The sequence below is a fragment of the Xanthomonas sp. MUS 060 genome (assembly GCF_000963215.1).
GTDB lineage: Bacteria > Pseudomonadota > Gammaproteobacteria > Xanthomonadales > Xanthomonadaceae > Xanthomonas_A.
On record NZ_JZIM01000007.1, the window covers coordinates 83,752 to 100,607 of the forward strand.

Genomic DNA, 16,856 nt, shown 5'->3' on the forward strand with positions numbered 1-16,856 from the left:
TCAGATGGGAAAGTAATGATCAACCATGCGCTCGTGGCGCAGGGATAGCCCGAACAGGCAGGCGGCAGCCAACGTGACGACCAATAACATCAGGAAGGCAGTCTCGCCAAGCCCGCAGCGGCCGATATGCGCGAGGACCCACGCATTGAACAGCAGCATCAGCACCACCCGTCCCGGAATTAGAGACACGCATGATGGGGCCAATGTCGACAAGGCGCCAAGATCATCCGCCACTGACTGACCGCATCACCACCGGCGATGCGGTCATGCAGCACAACCAGGCCGGCGAGATCGCAAGCCCCCCTGGTCGAAACCAAACTGCGCCAACACGGCATCGGCTTGCGTCCCCTGCGCATTGGACGACATTGCCCGCAGAGACATTCCGCGCCGACGACGCCAGCTTCGCCAGGCATACGAACGTGCATCGTCGGCACTGGCGGGCAGTCCCTGCCAATCGCCGAGCCCAAGACGCTGCTCCTGATAGCGCGACTGGAACTGCAAGCGGCGGACTCTTCATTACAATCGGGTGAGTTCAACCGCACGTTCGAGCACACCAAATACATAGAAAACGATTCTGCGGCAGGACATGGCGCGATAGATGTTCGCCCAGAACCCGGTGCTAAAAACGGGGTTTAGGGCAACGCTTGGGCACGACACCTCCTTCGCCAGGCAGACGCAGGCTCGGCTGCAATTTTCTATCGTTGCCACAGTTCCCCGTACAAGCGTTTTCGGCTATCTCCGATCATGATTGGCGAGGATGCGCCGCCCGAGCAACACCGCCCCCAGTCCCAAGACCGTGAGATGACACCAATGCTACATTCCTCGACCTACCAGAGAAAGGCTGCAGACCCGCTATGAAAGCATCCGTCGCATTGCTTTGCCTCGCACTCGCCTGGCCGGTCCTTGCCGCACAAATACCAACCGCAGCCACGGATACCCCGACGCTGCGCGTGGTCACGCTGAACCTGTCTGAGCATCAACAAGATTGGCTGCAGCACCGCGACCAAATCGCCGATACGCTGCGCACGCTGCGGCCGGACGCCATCGTTCTGGAAGACCAGCCGCAGGACGAGGCCCTGTCGAATCAAGCACAGTGGCTCGCCGCGCAACTCGGCGAGCCGTGGGACATCGCCAGCATCGATTCGCCCAGTGCAACCCGGCGCCACGGTCATGTGCTACTGACCCGACACCCAGTCCTGTCGCGCGAACAGATTCGCCTGAACCCACGCGATGACGACAGCAACGCCACGCGCCTGCGTCTGGAAGTGGGCACTCGTGTAGTGAATCTCTACCACTCAAACCACGCTGACGGCCCCCATGCCCAACACCAGTTACAAAATGTGCTTGCCTGGATCGCGCGCAGCGCCGACGGCGCACCATCACTGCTGGCCGGCGATTTAAATACCAACGCCGACGCAGCGGAACTGACCACGCTTCTCCGCGATTTCGACGACAACGACGCCGGCCTTGACGGGCGCGACAATCGCCGTCCCGGCAACGCGCTGAATTCAAAACTCTCACGGTCCAAGTCCGTCTCCAGGCTATTGTTCCAGCGCGAGCGCTTTGCCCCGGTCGCCAGCCGCAGTTTGCTGCAGACAGCCGACCGTCATGGCGCCTGGACTTCGGACGACCTCGCGCAGCTCAACACATTGCGCCTGCTCCCGAACACCAACGTCGATGCACAGCATCCGTGGACCGACCGCAGCCTGGCACCAGACCGTCGCGCCGCGCTGCTGGTGCAGGCCATGACCCAGGACGAAAAATTCCAGATGGTGCGCAGCTACTTCGGCCTGAGCAAGGACGGCAGTAAGCCTCCCGCTGGCGCGATCGGCTCGGCCGGCTACGTACCGGCGATTGAGCGTCTGGGCATCCATGCGCAGCAACTGGCCGATGCCGGCGTCGGCGTGACCAACCCGGGCAACATCCGCCCTGGCGACCATGCCACGGCATTGCCCTCCACGCTCGCCACGACCTCCACCTGGAATCGCGAACTGGCCCACGCCGGCGGCGTCACCATGGGACGCGAAGCCTGGCAGCAAGGCTTCAACGTGCTGCTGGCCGGCAGCGTCAACCTACAGCGCGATCCACGCAACGGTCGCAACTTCGAGTACGCCGGCGAAGATCCGTTATTGGCCGGCGTCATGGTCGGCGAATTGATCCGCGGCGTGCAAAGCCAGCATGTGGTCTCGACCATGAAGCATTTCGCGCTCAACGACCTGGAAACCGGGCGCGATAGCCACAGCGCCGATATCGGCGAACAGGCCATGCACGAATCGGATCTACTGGCCTTCGAGCTGGCGCTGAAGATCGGCGCGCCACAGGCGGTGATGTGTGCGTACAACCGCATCAACGGCGTGTACGCCTGCGAGCACGACTATCTGCTCAACAATGTACTGAAACAGGAATGGAAATTCCCCGGCTACGTGATGTCCGATTGGGGCGCTGTGCATAGCGGCGCCAAGGCGGCGCTGGCCGGCCTGGATCAAGAGTCGGCTGGAGAAGCGTTCGACAAACAAGTGTTCTTCGACCAACCGCTGCGCATGGCCGTGACCGCCGGCAGCGTGCCGCAGACACGCCTGGACGACATGGTGCGGCGGATCCTGCGCGCCTTCATCGCCACCGGCAGCTACGACCACCCGCCGCAACACCAACCGATCGACGATGCCGCTGGCGGGCTGGCCGCGCAACGCCTGATCGAGGAAGGCACGGTGCTGCTGCGCAACGAGCAGCAGACGCTGCCGCTACCACGTACCGTGCGCCGCATCGCGGTGATCGGCGGACATGCCGACAAGGGCGTGATCGGCGGTGGCGGTTCATCGATGGTCGGCTTCACCGTCAACGGCGGCAATGCGGTACCGGGTATCGCCCCGACCACATGGCCCGGCCCGGTGATGTTCCACCCCTCCTCGCCGCTGCAGGCGCTGCGCAAGGCACTACCAAAGGCGCAGATCGACTACGCCAGCGGCGATGATCCGACCGCTGCGGCCAAGCTCGCGCACAGTGCCCAGGCGGTGATCGTATTCGCCACGCAGTGGGCGGCGGAATCGGTAGACCTGCCCGACATCCACCTGCCCGGCCAACAGGATGCGCTGATCGCCGCGATGGCCAAGGCCAATCCGCGCACAATCGTGGTCCTGGAGACCAACGGCCCAGTGGCAATGCCGTGGCTGCAACAGGTACCCGCGGTACTTCAAGCCTGGTACCCCGGCATCCGCGGCGGCGAAGGACTGGCGCGCCTGCTGCTGGGCGAGGTCAATCCGTCCGGCCGCCTGCCGGTCACCTGGCTACGCGACGTGGCACAACTGCCACGCCCCTCGATTCCCGGGCTGGGCCTCACGCCGGCGCAACCGGCCGGCCGCAACGTCGATTACAGCATCGAAGGCGCCAACGTCGGCTATCGCTGGTTCGCCGCGCGCGGCCTGGAACCGCTGTATCCGTTTGGCTACGGCCTGTCTTACACGCAATTCGCCTATACCGGCTTCAGCGTGCGGATGAACGGGGCCAATGTCGTCGCCAGCGTCGAGGTGCGCAATACCGGCACGCGCGAAGGCGCCGATGTCGCCCAACTGTATCTACGCCTGCCGCCAGGGCACCCTACGCCGATTCGCCTGATCGGCTGGGAAAAGGTCATGCTCAAGCCAGGCGAAAGCCGCCACATCAGCATCGTCGCCGAGCCCAAGACCCTGGCCGACTACGACCCGGCGAAACGCCACTGGCACATCGCCGCCGGCACTTACGAATTCATGCTGGGACGTTCGGCGACACAGGCCGAGGCCAGCGCGTCACTGCGGTTGCAAGAAAGAGGACTGCCCCCCTGACAGACCCGGAAATTCCGGCAGCACCTGTGTCAGGGGCGGGCACGATGATGGCGTGCGGCTCGCATCGCTAGAGGCGGCATCGTCTGGCGCCCTACACGCAACGCTGAAGACACGCGTCCTAACATGGAGCCAATGAGCAGACTCGTTTCTCCATGGCATCGCGCCGGCTGGCTGCTACTGGCCGTGGCGATGCATGCGCGGGCGCTCCCATCGGCGGCACCGGCGATGCCTGGCGCAGCGGGGGCTGCACTCACGATTGTCACGCTCAATCTTGCGCAGGAACGCGGCGCTTGGCCTGCCCACGGCGAGCGCCTCGTCGAAGCGCTACAGCGCCTGCATCCCGATGCCATCGCCTTGCAGGAAGTATTGCAAACCCCCGACATGCCGAACCAGGCACAGTGGCTGGCGGCGCGACTGGGCTACCACTGCCACTTCATCAGCCCCGACCCGCCAAGCAGGTCGCAGCGTCGCGGCAATGCACTACTGACCCGCCTGCCGGTATTGGAAGAAGCACAGACCTTACTGTATCCATCCGAGGACTACAGCGTGGCTGGACTGGTGCGGGTGAAACTGCATGGACAAGCGGTGAACCTGTATTTCACCCGTTTGCATGCCACGCGCAACGGCAGCGCCAATCGCCGCGAACAGGCAGACGACCTGATGGCTTGGATCCAAGCGACCGCCGAGGGCATCCCCTCGTTGCTCGCCGGCGGGTTCTTTGCCACCGCGCGCGCACCGGAACTGACGCCACTGGCCACCCGCTTCGACGATGGCGCCACGTGCGCTCGCAATGCGGTCCCGCGCAACAGCCTGCCACCGCGCGTGCTCGGCAGTGCGGCAGTGGCCGACCATGTGTTCTTCGAACGCGGCCATTTCCTGCCATTACGCAGCGCACGCCTGTTTGCGGGTCAGCCCGCTATTGCGCACGGGACCGCTCCTGGCGGCCTGCTGATAGCACTGCAACCACTGGATCAGATGCCAGAGCCAATGCAATCACTGCCGCAACTGCCGTGAATGCCAATCGCGCCGCCAGTGCCTCTGCCTGGCCCGGGCAGCAGCAGTAGATCCCCTAAAAAAGAAAGGCCGGGAAAACCCGGCCTCGCTCTTCGCTTAGCGCTGATAGCGCGCGATCAGCCGATTGCGGCGTGGTAACGACGTTCCACTTCTTTCCAGTCGATGACATTGAAGAACGCGCCGATGTAATCCGCACGACGATTCTGATAATTCAGGTAATACGCGTGTTCCCACACGTCCAGCCCCAGGATCGGCGTATTGCCCTCGAACAGTGGGCTGTCCTGGTTGGCGGTGCTCTCGACCACCAGCGTCTTGTTCGGGGTGACGCTCAGCCAAGCCCAACCACTGCCGAAACGGGTCAGCGCCGCCTTGATGAAGGCTTCTTTGAACTTCTCGAAACCGCCAAGCTCGCGCTCGATGGCCTTGGCGACGTCACCGATCGGGGTACCGCCCGCATTGGGCGCCATCACCGTCCAGAACAGCGAGTGGTTGGCATGGCCACCACAGTTGTTGCGCACCGGCCCCTGCAGATTCTCCGGTAACGATTTGAACTTGGACAGCAACACCTCCACCGGAAGGTCGGCGTACTCGGTACCCTCCAACGCGGCGTTGGCATTGACGATGTAGGTGTTGTGATGCTTGGAGTGATGGATCTCCATCGTCTGCGCATCGATATGCGGCTCCAGCGCGTCGTAGGCGTAGGGCAGCTTGGGAAGGGTGTAGGCCATGCGATTCTCCTAAACGTTCGCTGTCGAAAAGACAAGCGTTGCGTGAACAATGGTAAGGACAGCTGACGACCTTACCAAGACTGCGAGGAGAGCAACACCCTTTCCTGCCGACGACGCGCCATACTGCCAGTCCGTCTGCCGTGCGCAGCGACGGCCACCATGCCCCAGCCACTGACGCCTCGGGCATGTGGATCGCAACCTGCTGGGTTGTTTGCTGGCTTGCGGCGTTGGTCTTGGCCGCGTCCTCACGGGCGTGAAACGCGCGCAGGACCAATGCAAATGGCAACGTTTAGAGGCCGAACAGGCAGCGTCTCCCATACTGTGCCAATCGCCTCGGTCGCGCGGCGCAATCGCCGTTCCTGCAGGAGTCCCCATGCGCAAACCCGTGCTGTTGATTGCCGCACTCGTGTTGCTGATCGGCGGACTGTGGGGTATCCGCGCAGTGCAGCAACCGCCGCATCCGCAGTTCGCGCCTGCGCTCGGCGCTGCGGCGCAAACGCCGTATGCCGCCCCAGGCAGTCTGCCCAGCACAACGCCTGCGGCCACGCCGGCCTGGCCGGCATTTCTGCCAGCGGAAGCCCGCGCCACCATCGCGCTAATCCAGCACGGCGGGCCATTTGCGCACCGCCAGGATGGCAGCGTGTTCGGTAACCGCGACAAGCGGCTGCCAGCGCGCCCACCCGGTTATTACCGCGCGTACACGGTTGACACTGCGAACCCATCGGACCGTGGCACACGCTGGATCGTCACCGGCGGCGATCCACCGGAAACCTGGTATTACAGCGATGACCACAACGCCAGCTTTCGCAACGTTCAGGTACCTGTGAGCGGGCAAACGCAATGACTGGCCTGCCTTTCGCATTGAACCTGGCCGAGCCGGCCAGTTCCGGCGTCTACCGCGTCGGCAACCGCGACCTGGACAGCGTCGCCGCGCTCGCCCGTGGCGCTGGCCTACGACTGTGCAGGATCGACCTGCACGGCTGCACCGGCAAGGCGATGCTGCTGATGCGGATCGCCGCGCAGCTGGACTTTCCCAATGGCTTCGGGCGCAACTGGGATGCAATGAAAAAAGGCCTGCGCGACCTCTCCTGGCTGCCGGCGACGGTCGGCTACGCGCTACTGCTGGAAGATGCTGGCACGCTGCAGTCGCTGGCTCACGAAGAATTCGGCGTGCTACTTGAGACACTCGACGAGGCGGCCAAAGAATGGGCGCGGCAGGGCGTCAGTTTCGTTGCCTTCTTGGGGGATACGCAGGCTCCATAGGACGCAAGACCGGTGATCGGCAAGGACAAGACCCAGCGTCATGGTTGCTTTCCAGCAGCGCGAACGTCGCATCCGATGCGACGATGGGCATGGGCGCAGGGCAACACCACACCGTTGCGATTGCCCTTCCCGGTTCAAGCTATCAGCGTCGATCCGGGCTTTACCCATCCAACGCGCTCCACCGCCCATACGCCGCATCAAGTTCCGCCTGTGCCTGCGCCAACAGTTGGGTGTGGGCGGTCACTGCAGCGGCATCACACTGGTAGAACGCGGGATCGGTCATCGCCTCGGTCAGTGTGGCGACCTGCTGTTCCAATGCTTCGATCCGCGCCGGCAGTTGTTCCAGTTCGCGCGCATCCTTGTAACTGAGCTTGCGCTTGGCAGGAGCGGCCACCACTGTCGCGGCAGGCACAGCGGCAGTGGCCACCGCAGTGGCCGAGGCCTTGGCAACCGCCATCGCGCTGGCCGGCGGCGCGGCACGCTGGCGCACCCAATCGCTGTAGCCGCCGACGTACTCGCCAATGTGCCCATCGCCTTCCATGACCATGGTGGAGGTCACGACGTTGTCGATGAAGTCGCGGTCGTGGCTGACCAACAACAACGTTCCGGTGTATTCACCGAGCAACTCTTCCAGCAACTCCAGCGTTTCCACGTCCAGATCGTTGGTCGGTTCGTCCATCACCAGCAAATTGGAGGGTTGCGCGAACAGCCGTGCCAGCAACAATCGGTTACGCTCGCCACCGGAGAGGCGAGTGATCGGCGCGCGTGCGCGTTCCGGGGTGAACAGGAAATCCTGCAAATAACCGTGCACATGCTTGCGCTTGCCGTTGATCTCGATGAAGTCGCGCCCCTCGGCCACGTTCTCGATCGCAGTCCAGTCCTCGCGCAAGGTCGCGCGGTACTGATCGAAATAGGCCACCTGCAGATTGGTCCCGGCACACACCTCGCCGCTGTCCGGTGTCAGCTCGCCCAGCAGCAGCTTCAGTAGCGTGGTCTTGCCGCTGCCGTTGGGGCCGATCAGGCCGATCCGGTCGCCACGCAGAATCGTCGTGGAAAAATCGCGCACCATGCCGCGCGCGCCGAAGGCGAAGTGCAGTGCCTTGGCCTCGATCACCTTCTTGCCGGATGAGTCGCCCTGCGCGGCCTCCATGCGCACATTGCCGCCCAGTTCACGACGCTGAGTGCGCTCGCGGCGCATCGCCTCCAACCGGCGCACGCGGCCTTCGTCACGGGTCCGGCGGGCCTTGATGCCCTGCCGGATCCACACTTCTTCCTGCGCCAGCAGCTTGTCGAAACGCGCGTTCTCCTGCGCCTGCGCGTTGAGTCGCTCCTCGCGACGGCGCATGTAGTTGGCCCAATCACCGGGCCAACTGCTGACCTGACCACGGTCGATCTCGACGATGCGCGTGGCCAGCGCACGCAGAAAGCGCCGGTCGTGGGTGACGAACACCACGCTGCCACTCCAGCTTTTCAGGAAACCTTCCAGCCAGTCGATGGCCTCGATGTCGAGATGGTTGGTCGGCTCGTCAAGCAGCAACAGATCCGGCGCCGACACCAGCGCACGCGCCAGCAGCACGCGCCGCTTCATGCCTCCGGACAGGCGCGCGAACGCGGCCTCGCCGTCCAGTTCCAGCCGGGTCAGGGTTTCCTCGACGCGCCGATCCAGCGCCCAGCCATTGGCGCCGTCGATCTTGGATTGCACCGCACCCAGCGCCTCACCGTCGAAGTCCTGCGCATGACTCAGGCGGTGAAACTCGGCGAGCCAGTGGCCCAATTCGCCCAGACCATCGGCCACCACGTCGAACACACTGCCGGCTGCGCCATGCGGCACCTCCTGCTCCAGCCGCGCGATGCGCACACCCTGCTGCACGCGGATCTCGCCGTCGTCAGGCTTCAACTCCCCGGCGATCAGCTTCATCAAGGTGGATTTGCCGGCGCCGTTGCGGCCGATCAGGGCGATGCGCTCGCCCGGCTCGATCGTCAGGGCGGTCTTTTCCAGCAACAGTGGGCCGCCGACGCTGTAGTCGAGGTTTTGCAGAGTGATAAGAGGCATTGCGCCATTGTACTTCGAGGTGTCCCGCACCGAATACGCAGCAAGCTGCGCGCATCGACGAGCAACGATCTGGCCCTGTCTCTGCGAGCCCCGCGCGCAGCACCGCGGATGACGGTCCGGCGCATCGAGACAGCAGTGCCACACCTGCTGCGAACCGTACCTGCACCCCATAAGCAAGCCATCGCACACAGGTTCCAGAGATCGATCCGCCAGGGCCGCGATGCGCGCACGTTGTCGCATCCCGGTGTTTTGCCTGCATTGCGCTTAAAATGGCGTATGACCGATTTCGACATCTTGTCCCTCTCACCCGCGCTGGCGCCCGGCATCGACGCATTGGGCTACACCACGATGACGCCGGTGCAGGCGCAGAGCCTGCCACCGATCCTCGCCGGCCACGACGTCATCGTGCAGGCGCCCACCGGTAGCGGCAAGACGGCGGCCTTCGGCCTGGGTCTACTGCACAAACTCGATCCAGCCCTGGTCCGCGCGCAGGCGCTGGTCCTGTGTCCGACCCGCGAACTGGCCGACCAGGTCGGCAAGCAGGTGCGCAAGCTGGCCACCGGCATTCCCAACATGAAACTGGTGGTACTGACCGGCGGCATGCCGTTGGCACCGCAACTGGCCTCGCTGGAAGCACACGATCCGCAAGTGGTGGTGGGCACACCCGGTCGCATCCAAGAACTGGCACGCAAGCGCGTCTTGCACCTGGGCGGGGTACGCACGCTGGTGCTGGACGAAGCCGACCGCATGCTCGACATGGGCTTCGAAGAACCGATCCGCGAAATCGCTGGCCGCTGCGACAAACATCGCCAAAGCCTGCTGTTCTCGGCCACGTTCCCCGAGACAATCCGCGCGCTGGCGCGCGAATTGCTGCGCAATCCGGCGGAGATCACCGTCGCTGGCGCCGAGAGCGCACCGGAAATCGATCAGCAGTTCTTCGAGGTCGATCCCAGCTACCGACAGAAGGCCGTGGCCGGCTTGTTGCTGCGTTTCGAACCAGAGTCGAGCGTGGTGTTTTGCAATACCCGCAAGGAAGTCGACGAAGTCGCCAGCTCGCTGCAACAGTTCGGCTTCTCGGCGTTGGCGCTGCATGGCGACATGGAGCAACGTGATCGCGACGAGGTGTTGGTGCGCTTCGTCAACCGCAGTTGCAATGTGCTGGTCGCCAGCGATGTGGCTGCGCGCGGGCTGGACGTGGAGGATCTGGCTGCGGTGCTCAACTACGAACTGCCGACCGACGCCGAGACCTACCGCCATCGTATCGGCCGCACCGCGCGCGCCGGCAAGCATGGCCTGGCCCTGAGTCTGGTGGCACCGCGCGAACTGCCGCGCGCGCAGGCACTGGAAACCGAACAGGGTCAGCCACTGCGCTGGTCGCGCGCACCGCTGGCCACCGCGCGCCCGGCGCAATTACCGCAAGCGGCGATGGTCACGCTGCGCATCGATGGCGGTAAGACCGATAAGCTGCGGCCGGGCGATATTCTCGGCGCATTGACCGGCGACGCTGGCCTGTCCGGCGCGGCCATCGGCAAAATCGCGATCCACCCCACCCGTTCCTATGTCGCCATCGCCCGCGCCCACGCCAGCAAGGCGTTGACCAAACTGCAAGCAGGCAAGATCAAAGGCCGTCGATTCCGGGTGAGTCCACTCTGACGTCCGCCGGGCCGGCACATGCGAGGCGATGACGCCACAATGTCACTGCGCTAACGCCGGTTGGCGGCCTCGATTCGTTGCCTGATGCTGCTGCGACAAACCGCGATGCCCGCAGCCGCACTCAGGAACTGCACGAGAGCATCGAACAGCCGGCGCGGGTCCGCGCCCAATCCGGACGCCGCGCCGCGAATGCCTCGCGTCCAGGCTGGTCCTCGTATGGATGACGCATCACCTCCAGCAGTTCGGCGATACCGGCAATATCCCCCTGCTCCGCACGATCAATCGCCTGCTGCGCCAGATAGTTGCGCAGCACGTAGCGCGGGTTGGCTGCACGCATCTTTGCCGCGCGCGTCGATGCCGACAGTGAGTCCCGCCCGAGGCGTTGCGCGTAACGCTGCAACCACGACTCGAACATCGGCGCCTGCGCAGCCAACTGTGCCGGGTCGTAGAACGCGTCGGCCAGCGCCGCCAATGCCTGTGCAGGTGTCCGCGCCTGCAGCGGCTGCGCGCTCAAACCGCGAAACCACAACGTCATATCGACCTCGGCCTGCCGCAGCAATACCTGCAAATCGCGCATCAGCGTCAAGTCCTCGTCCTCGCACTCCGCCAGACCGAGCTTGGCCGCAACGGTATCGCGCTCGGCTTGCGCGTATTCAGCACTAAAGCGCGCCAGCCCTTCCTGCAACGGCGTCACCTCGTCAAACAGCGGCACCAGCGCCTGCGCCAACCGCCCCAGGTTCCAGTACGCCACCTGCGGCTGGGTACCGAAGCGATAGCGACGTCCCTTTGCATCGGTGGTGTTAGGGGTCCAGTCCGGGTCGTAATCGTCGATCCAGCCGTAGGGACCATAATCCAGGGTCAGCCCCAGAATCGACATGTTGTCGGTATTCATCACCCCGTGCACGAACCCCACCCGCATCCAGTGCGCGACCATACGAGCCGTGCGCGCGCAGATGTCGGCGAACCAGTCGGCATAACCGTGGTCGCCGCCGGCCTGCAGGTGCGGAAAATCCCGCGCAATGACAAAGTCAGCCAGGCGCCGTAGCAAGCGTGTGTCACCGCGCGCGGCAGGCAGCTCGAAACTGCCGAAGCGCACGAACGACGGCGCCACCCGGCAGACCACCGCCCCCGGCTCGGGGCGCGGATGGCCGTCGTAGAACATGTCGCGCACCACCGTCTCGCCGGTGCCGACCAAGCTCAGCGCGCGCGTGGTGGGCACACCCAGGTGATGCATCGCCTCGCTGCACAGGAATTCGCGGATCGACGAACGTAGGACCGCCCGTCCGTCGGCGCCACGCGAATACGGGGTTGGCCCAGCGCCCTTGAGTTGCAGTTCCCAACGCCGTCCGTCTTCGCCCAATGCCTCACCCAGGGCGATCGCACGGCCATCGCCCAGTTGCCCGGCCCAGTGCCCGAACTGGTGTCCGCCGTAATTCGCCGCATACGGTCGCATGCCCGCATCGCAGGCATTGCCGGCAAATACTGCGGCGAAGTGCGGTGCCAGCACCTCCTGCTCCGACAAGCCGAGCATGGCCGCGACTTCGCGCGAGTACGCCAACAGATGCGGCGCCGACACTGGCGTCGGTGCGACTTGCGACCACAACGCGCTCAGCACCTCGCGGCGGCGCGGGCTGGTGTCCGGGTCACCCGGCAGCTCGGCGGTGAATCGATTGTCAAAGCGTAAAGGAGGCATGCCACCAGCTTAGAGGCAGTGAGCGCCAGCGCCAAACCGGCATCTTGCGACACCGGTTCGTTGCGAACGACACACACACGCGATGCGAGGGCGCAGGCCACGCACCAACACGCGCGATCGGCAACGTCGAGCGCGCAGCGCAATAACGGCCAACCCCGCTCTAGCGTGAAAGCCGCAGCTCAAATCGCATGCCGAGATGCTCTGGCTACACCACAGCAGCGCGCTCATGGCGCTTTACACTCCGCGATGACATGCCACTGACGCATCCTTAAAGTCTTTTTCAGGCCTCCATTCCATGTCAAACCATCCGCTGCAGCTACGCTGGCCACGCCACCTGCTGATCGCAGTGTCCACGCTGCTCGTCTCGGCCTGCAGCAGCGTGTTCTTCGCCGGCCTCAATGCAGGCTCCTCGCGTCATGGATTGAACGAGCGGCGCGGAATCGTGTACGACCCCGCCAACGGCCTGGCGTTGGACGTTTACCGGCCGGTAGCGGCACAGAACGCGCCAGTCGTGGTGTTCTTCCACGGCGGCACCTGGAAGCACGGAACCCGTCAGCAGTACCGCTGGGCAGGAGAAGCCCTGGCGCGGCAAGGCGTGGTCGCCATCGTGCCCGACTATCGCAAGTATCCGCAGGTGAGCCTCGACGGCTTCATGCACGACGCCGCCACTGCGGTGGCATGGAGCCAGCGCCATGCCGCCGAGTACGGCGGTGATCCACGACGACTGGTCGTGATGGGCCACTCCGCCGGCGCGCAGATGGCCGCGCTGCTCGCGACCGACAGCCACTGGCTACAGTCGCAGGGCCTGTCGCCACGGCAACTGTGCGGTTTGGTCGGGCTCGCTGGCCCCTACGATTTCCTGCCGCTGACCGATCCCGACCTGATCGCGATCTTCGGCCGCGATCCCGCGCAGCAGCGGCGCTCACAGCCAGTGGCGTTCGTCGACGGCGACGAGCCACCGGCACTGCTGCTGCACGGCGACGCCGACAAAACCGTACTAACTCGCAACAGCAAGTCGCTACAAGCGGCGTTGCAGGGCGTTGGCGTGCCGGCAGAACTCAAGACCTACAGCGCGGTCAGCCACATGGGCCTGTTGCTGGCGCTACGCAAGGACGATCCAGTGCTGCCGGTGATGACCGACAGCATCGCCTTCGTGCGCCGCTGTCCGGCCCGCCCTGCGCAGCCCTGAACGGGCATGACTCAGGCGCAGATCGCGCCCCCCACTCAAGCTCAGCCATCCGCCCCCGCATCGAGCAAGGCGAATGGGCCACCCTGCTGCAGCGCGCGCTGATAGGCCGGGCGCTGCTCGATCCGCTGCACGAATCCGGCCAAGTTCGGATGCGCGTGCAGGCCGATGCGCGCCGCCGCCGCCTGAATCGGGAAACTCATCTGCACATCCACGGCGGTGAAGCGCTCACCGACGAACCAGCCGGTCCCCGCCAGTTCCCGCTCCATCCAATCCAGGTGCAGGCTCAACTGCGGCCCGACGAATCCAGCCATGGCCTTGTCGACGATCGCCTTGGCGATCGGGCGCGCGAAGAACGGCATCTTCGCCGAACGGATCCGCCCGAACACCAGGCTCATCAGCAACGGCGGCATCGCCGAGCCCTCGGCGTAGTGCATCCAGTAGCGGTAGCGCAGCCGCTCGGGCGAATCCAGCGGCTGCGGCGGCGGCGACAGTCTGCGCTCGCTGTCATAGCGCTCCACCAGATAGTCAAGGATCGCGCCGGATTCGGCGAGCACATGACCATCATCCACCAGCACCGGCGACTTGCCCAGCGGATGGATCGCGCGCAGTTCGGGCGGGGCCAACATGGTCCGAGGGTCGCGCTGGTACTTGACCACCCGGTAGGGCAGCGCCAGCTCCTCCAACAACCACAACACACGCTGTGATCGGGACTGATTGAGGTGATGCACGGCGATCATGGCAACGGCTCCGACAACACGCGGACCGCCATCGTAGCCCAGCGCGGCATGGTTGCCGGCGCCACATGCGCGGGCACCGCGTCACCAGCGCCGCCACCGCGGGCTTGCGCGGCGTACGGCACGGACGCACAAACGAAAACGCCGGAAGCTTGCGCTCCCGGCGTTGGGCGACCTTGCGGTAGCGGACGTCCTTAGACGACCTGCACCTGATCGGCCTGCATGCCCTTCTGACCCTGAACGGCGACGAAGCTCACCTTCTGGCCTTCCTGCAGCGACTTGAAGCCGGTGCCCTGGATCGCGCGGAAGTGAACGAACAGGTCGCTCAACTGGCTGCCGGCTTCCGGGGTGATGAAGCCGAAACCCTTAGCATCGTTGAACCACTTCACCGTGCCAAAGCAACGGACGCCCGTATTATTATGCGTGTTCATTACAAACTCCTGAAACTATTGATAAATTAAGAAATCGCAGCCACCGGATATCGGGGCCGAGACTGAGTTGCAGGCGTTGGTAATGCGGAACGATGAAGCGGATCTGACGGATCTACTGCACCAAGCCACGATTCACGGTGACTCTAGCAAACACAGTGAGGTCACTGTACGCGGGTAGCAGTCAAAAAGCGACAATTTTATGTAGACAAAGTGCCAGAAATCACAGTAATAACTGTACGGAACTCTAAAGTTAGGCATGCAGCAGCCGATCTTCTTGCCAGCATGTGCAGAAAAAATCGCACTGCCGCGCCCAGCGCATTGCAACGCGACCAAACGTCGGATCGGCGACGGCCACGCAGTATCATAGACGCCCTTCGCCACCGGTCGCCGCATGGCTCTCACCGCCACACTCCGCAAAGCGGAACTGCAAATCTCCGACATGGACCGCGCCTACTACGCCGCGCACTCCCTGACTCTGGCCCAGCACCCATCCGAGACCGACCAGCGCCTGATGGCACGGTTGCTCGCCTTCACACTGTACGCCGAAGAACGCCTGCTGTTCGGCAAGGGCCTGAGCAGCGACGACGAGCCGGATCTGTGGCGGATGGACTACACCGGCGCGATCGAGCAATGGATCGAGGTCGGCCAACCCGACGAGTCGCGGCTGCGTAAGGCATGCGGCCGCGCCCGCGCGGTGATCGTGGTCAACTACGGCGGTCGCGCAGCGGATATCTGGTGGGACAAGAACGCCAGTGCGTTGCTCAAACTCAAGCCGGTGCAGGTGATCGACCTGCCCGCCGATGCAATTGCCGCCGCCGCCGCGCTGATCGAGCGCAGCATGCGCTTCGATGTGGTCATCCAGGACGGGGAGGTGCAGTTGCTGGGCGACAGTGGCAGTGTCACGTTCACCCCGACGGTGCGCAAAGCCGCAGCATGAACGCGCGACCTGCGCCGAACCGCATCGATGTCGCGGTGATCGGTGCCGGCGCCGCCGGACTGATGTGTGCGCTCACCGCAGGCCAGCGTGGCCGCCGGGTGCGGGTGATCGAGCACGCCAACAAGGTCGGCAAGAAGATCCTGATGTCCGGTGGCGGACGCTGCAACTTCACCAACACAGGCACCGGCCCGGGCAACTTCCTCTCCGCCAATCCGCATTTCTGCAAGTCGGCGCTGGCGCGGTATCGTCCGGCCGATTTCGTCGAGATGGTCGAGCGCCACGGCATCGCCTACCACGAGAAGGAACTGGGCCAGCTGTTCTGCGATATCTCCTCCAAGCAAATCGTGCGCATGTTGGTGGAGGAATGCGACGCGGCCGGGGTGAACCTGCGCACCCAATGCAGCGTGCACCGGGTGGAGCGCGGCAGCGACGGATTCCACCTCGACACCGACGATGGCCCGGTGCATGCCGCCGCGCTGGTCGTGGCTAGCGGCGGTCTCTCCATCCCCAGCCTGGGCGCCAGCGGCTTCGGTTATGCGCTGGCCCGCCAGTTCGGTCACGCCGTACTGCCAACTCGCGCCGGACTGGTACCCCTCACCCTCAGCGGCAAGCACCACGAACGCCTGCACGATCTATCCGGGCTGGCGCTGCCAGTGGAGGCCAGTTGCAACGGTGCCAGCTTCCGCAACTTCATGCTGATCACCCACCGCGGCATCAGCGGCCCGGCGATTCTGCAGATCTCATCGTACTGGCAGCCGGGCGACGACCTGCGTCTGAACCTGCTGCCCGGCCAGGATGCGGCCATCTGGCTGCGTGAGCAAAAGCGCCTGCGCGGCGGCGCCGAGCTGCGCACGGTGCTGGGCGACGCCCTGCCGCGACGCTTCGCGCAGCGCCTGTGCGAGGTGTGGCTGGCGGACAAACCAGTCCGCCAACTGGACGAACCGCAACTGCGCGCCGCGGCCGCACTACTCGGCGCTTGGCCGCTAGTGGCCAGCGGCACCGAGGGCTATCGCACCGCCGAGGTCACCCTGGGTGGGGTGAATACCGATGAGGTGTCCTCGACAACGATGGAATCGCGCAAGATTCCCGGTCTGTACTTCGTCGGCGAGGTACTGGACGTCAGCGGCTGGCTGGGCGGCTACAACTTCCAATGGGCCTGGGCCTCGGGCCACGCCGCCGGTAGCGCGGTCTGAATCGGTCCTGCTGGAGGAGATGCCGGCGCACACTGCCCACACGCAGGTGCACGCGATGGCACACACGACGCAAGCCATGAATCGTCCAGTGTTTTCCAGGCACCTGGCAGCCATGGAGCATGGAAAGCTCGAAGGCTGACATGCGCCACA

The 16,856-nt window shown here is 64.6% G+C and carries 14 protein-coding genes and 1 pseudogene; 9 read left to right on the top strand and 6 right to left on the bottom strand.

Going from position 1 to position 16,856, the window contains the following annotated elements; genetic code table 11:
* Entirely contained in the window at positions 1-165 is a 165-nt protein-coding gene (locus XANALMUS060_RS20540; RefSeq protein ID WP_161795399.1) for a hypothetical protein, read from the bottom strand.
* Positions 166-854: 689 nt separating this feature from the next.
* On the opposite strand from XANALMUS060_RS20540, the pseudogene XANALMUS060_RS21955 reads away from it, so the two are divergent.
* From XANALMUS060_RS21955 to XANALMUS060_RS09390, 3 genes and pseudogenes are all read left to right on the top strand, one after another.
* Positions 855-1,472, top strand: a pseudogene (locus XANALMUS060_RS21955) (endonuclease/exonuclease/phosphatase family protein); the annotation flags it as partial.
* Positions 1,473-1,649: 177 nt separating this feature from the next.
* Positions 1,650-3,818, top strand: a complete 2,169-nt coding sequence (locus XANALMUS060_RS09385) for a glycoside hydrolase family 3 C-terminal domain-containing protein (RefSeq protein WP_045738210.1) — start codon at positions 1,650-1,652, stop codon at positions 3,816-3,818.
* A 132-nt stretch (positions 3,819-3,950) separates the two neighbouring features.
* On the top strand, positions 3,951-4,832 hold the full coding sequence (locus XANALMUS060_RS09390; protein ID WP_045738167.1) for an endonuclease/exonuclease/phosphatase family protein: 882 nt from the start codon (positions 3,951-3,953) through the stop codon (positions 4,830-4,832).
* A 116-nt stretch (positions 4,833-4,948) separates the two neighbouring features.
* Here XANALMUS060_RS09390 and XANALMUS060_RS09395 read toward each other — a convergent pair whose 3' ends face one another.
* Positions 4,949-5,560 (bottom strand): superoxide dismutase, encoded by a 612-nt coding sequence (locus XANALMUS060_RS09395; RefSeq protein ID WP_045738168.1) that lies wholly within the window; start codon positions 5,558-5,560, stop codon positions 4,949-4,951.
* A gap of 373 nt (positions 5,561-5,933) precedes the next feature.
* Here XANALMUS060_RS09395 and XANALMUS060_RS09400 point away from each other — a divergent pair, with 373 nt between their 5' ends.
* Complete coding sequence (locus tag XANALMUS060_RS09400; protein ID WP_045738169.1) at positions 5,934-6,404, top strand: ribonuclease domain-containing protein; 471 nt, start codon at positions 5,934-5,936, stop codon at positions 6,402-6,404.
* Entirely contained in the window at positions 6,401-6,823 is a 423-nt protein-coding gene (locus XANALMUS060_RS09405; protein ID WP_045738170.1) for a barstar family protein, read from the top strand. The genes XANALMUS060_RS09400 and XANALMUS060_RS09405 overlap by 4 nt, the downstream gene beginning before the upstream one ends.
* A 160-nt stretch (positions 6,824-6,983) precedes the next feature.
* Here XANALMUS060_RS09405 and XANALMUS060_RS09410 read toward each other — a convergent pair whose 3' ends face one another.
* On the bottom strand, positions 6,984-8,876 hold the full coding sequence (locus XANALMUS060_RS09410) for an ATP-binding cassette domain-containing protein (RefSeq protein WP_045738171.1): 1,893 nt from the start codon (positions 8,874-8,876) through the stop codon (positions 6,984-6,986).
* A 276-nt stretch (positions 8,877-9,152) separates the two neighbouring features.
* Between XANALMUS060_RS09410 and dbpA the strand changes: the two genes are divergently transcribed.
* Complete coding sequence (gene dbpA / locus XANALMUS060_RS09415; protein WP_045738172.1) at positions 9,153-10,529, top strand: ATP-dependent RNA helicase DbpA; 1,377 nt, start codon at positions 9,153-9,155, stop codon at positions 10,527-10,529.
* A 121-nt stretch (positions 10,530-10,650) separates the two neighbouring features.
* Here the strand turns inward: dbpA and XANALMUS060_RS09420 are convergent, their stop codons facing one another.
* Positions 10,651-12,222, bottom strand: coding sequence for a YdiU family protein (locus XANALMUS060_RS09420; RefSeq protein ID WP_045738173.1), 1,572 nt, complete (start codon positions 12,220-12,222; stop codon positions 10,651-10,653).
* A 295-nt stretch (positions 12,223-12,517) separates the two neighbouring features.
* Here XANALMUS060_RS09420 and XANALMUS060_RS09425 point away from each other — a divergent pair, with 295 nt between their 5' ends.
* A complete protein-coding gene (locus XANALMUS060_RS09425) occupies positions 12,518-13,411 on the top strand; it encodes an alpha/beta hydrolase (protein ID WP_045738174.1) in 894 nt (297 codons plus the stop codon).
* A gap of 41 nt (positions 13,412-13,452) precedes the next feature.
* Here XANALMUS060_RS09425 and XANALMUS060_RS09430 read toward each other — a convergent pair whose 3' ends face one another.
* Positions 13,453-14,148 (bottom strand): glutathione S-transferase, encoded by a 696-nt coding sequence (locus tag XANALMUS060_RS09430; RefSeq protein ID WP_045738175.1) that lies wholly within the window; start codon positions 14,146-14,148, stop codon positions 13,453-13,455.
* Positions 14,149-14,339: 191 nt separating this feature from the next.
* Positions 14,340-14,576 carry a cold-shock protein gene (locus tag XANALMUS060_RS09435; protein ID WP_045738176.1) on the bottom strand — a complete coding sequence of 79 codons (237 nt, stop codon included), beginning with the start codon at positions 14,574-14,576 and terminating at the stop codon, positions 14,340-14,342.
* Between the two features lie 391 nt (positions 14,577-14,967).
* Here XANALMUS060_RS09435 and XANALMUS060_RS09440 point away from each other — a divergent pair, with 391 nt between their 5' ends.
* Positions 14,968-15,513, top strand: coding sequence for a YaeQ family protein (locus tag XANALMUS060_RS09440; protein ID WP_045738177.1), 546 nt, complete (start codon positions 14,968-14,970; stop codon positions 15,511-15,513).
* A complete protein-coding gene (locus XANALMUS060_RS09445) occupies positions 15,510-16,706 on the top strand; it encodes an NAD(P)/FAD-dependent oxidoreductase (RefSeq protein WP_045738178.1) in 1,197 nt (398 codons plus the stop codon). Before XANALMUS060_RS09440 ends, XANALMUS060_RS09445 begins: the two co-directional genes overlap by 4 nt.
* Positions 16,707-16,856 lie beyond the last annotated feature (150 nt).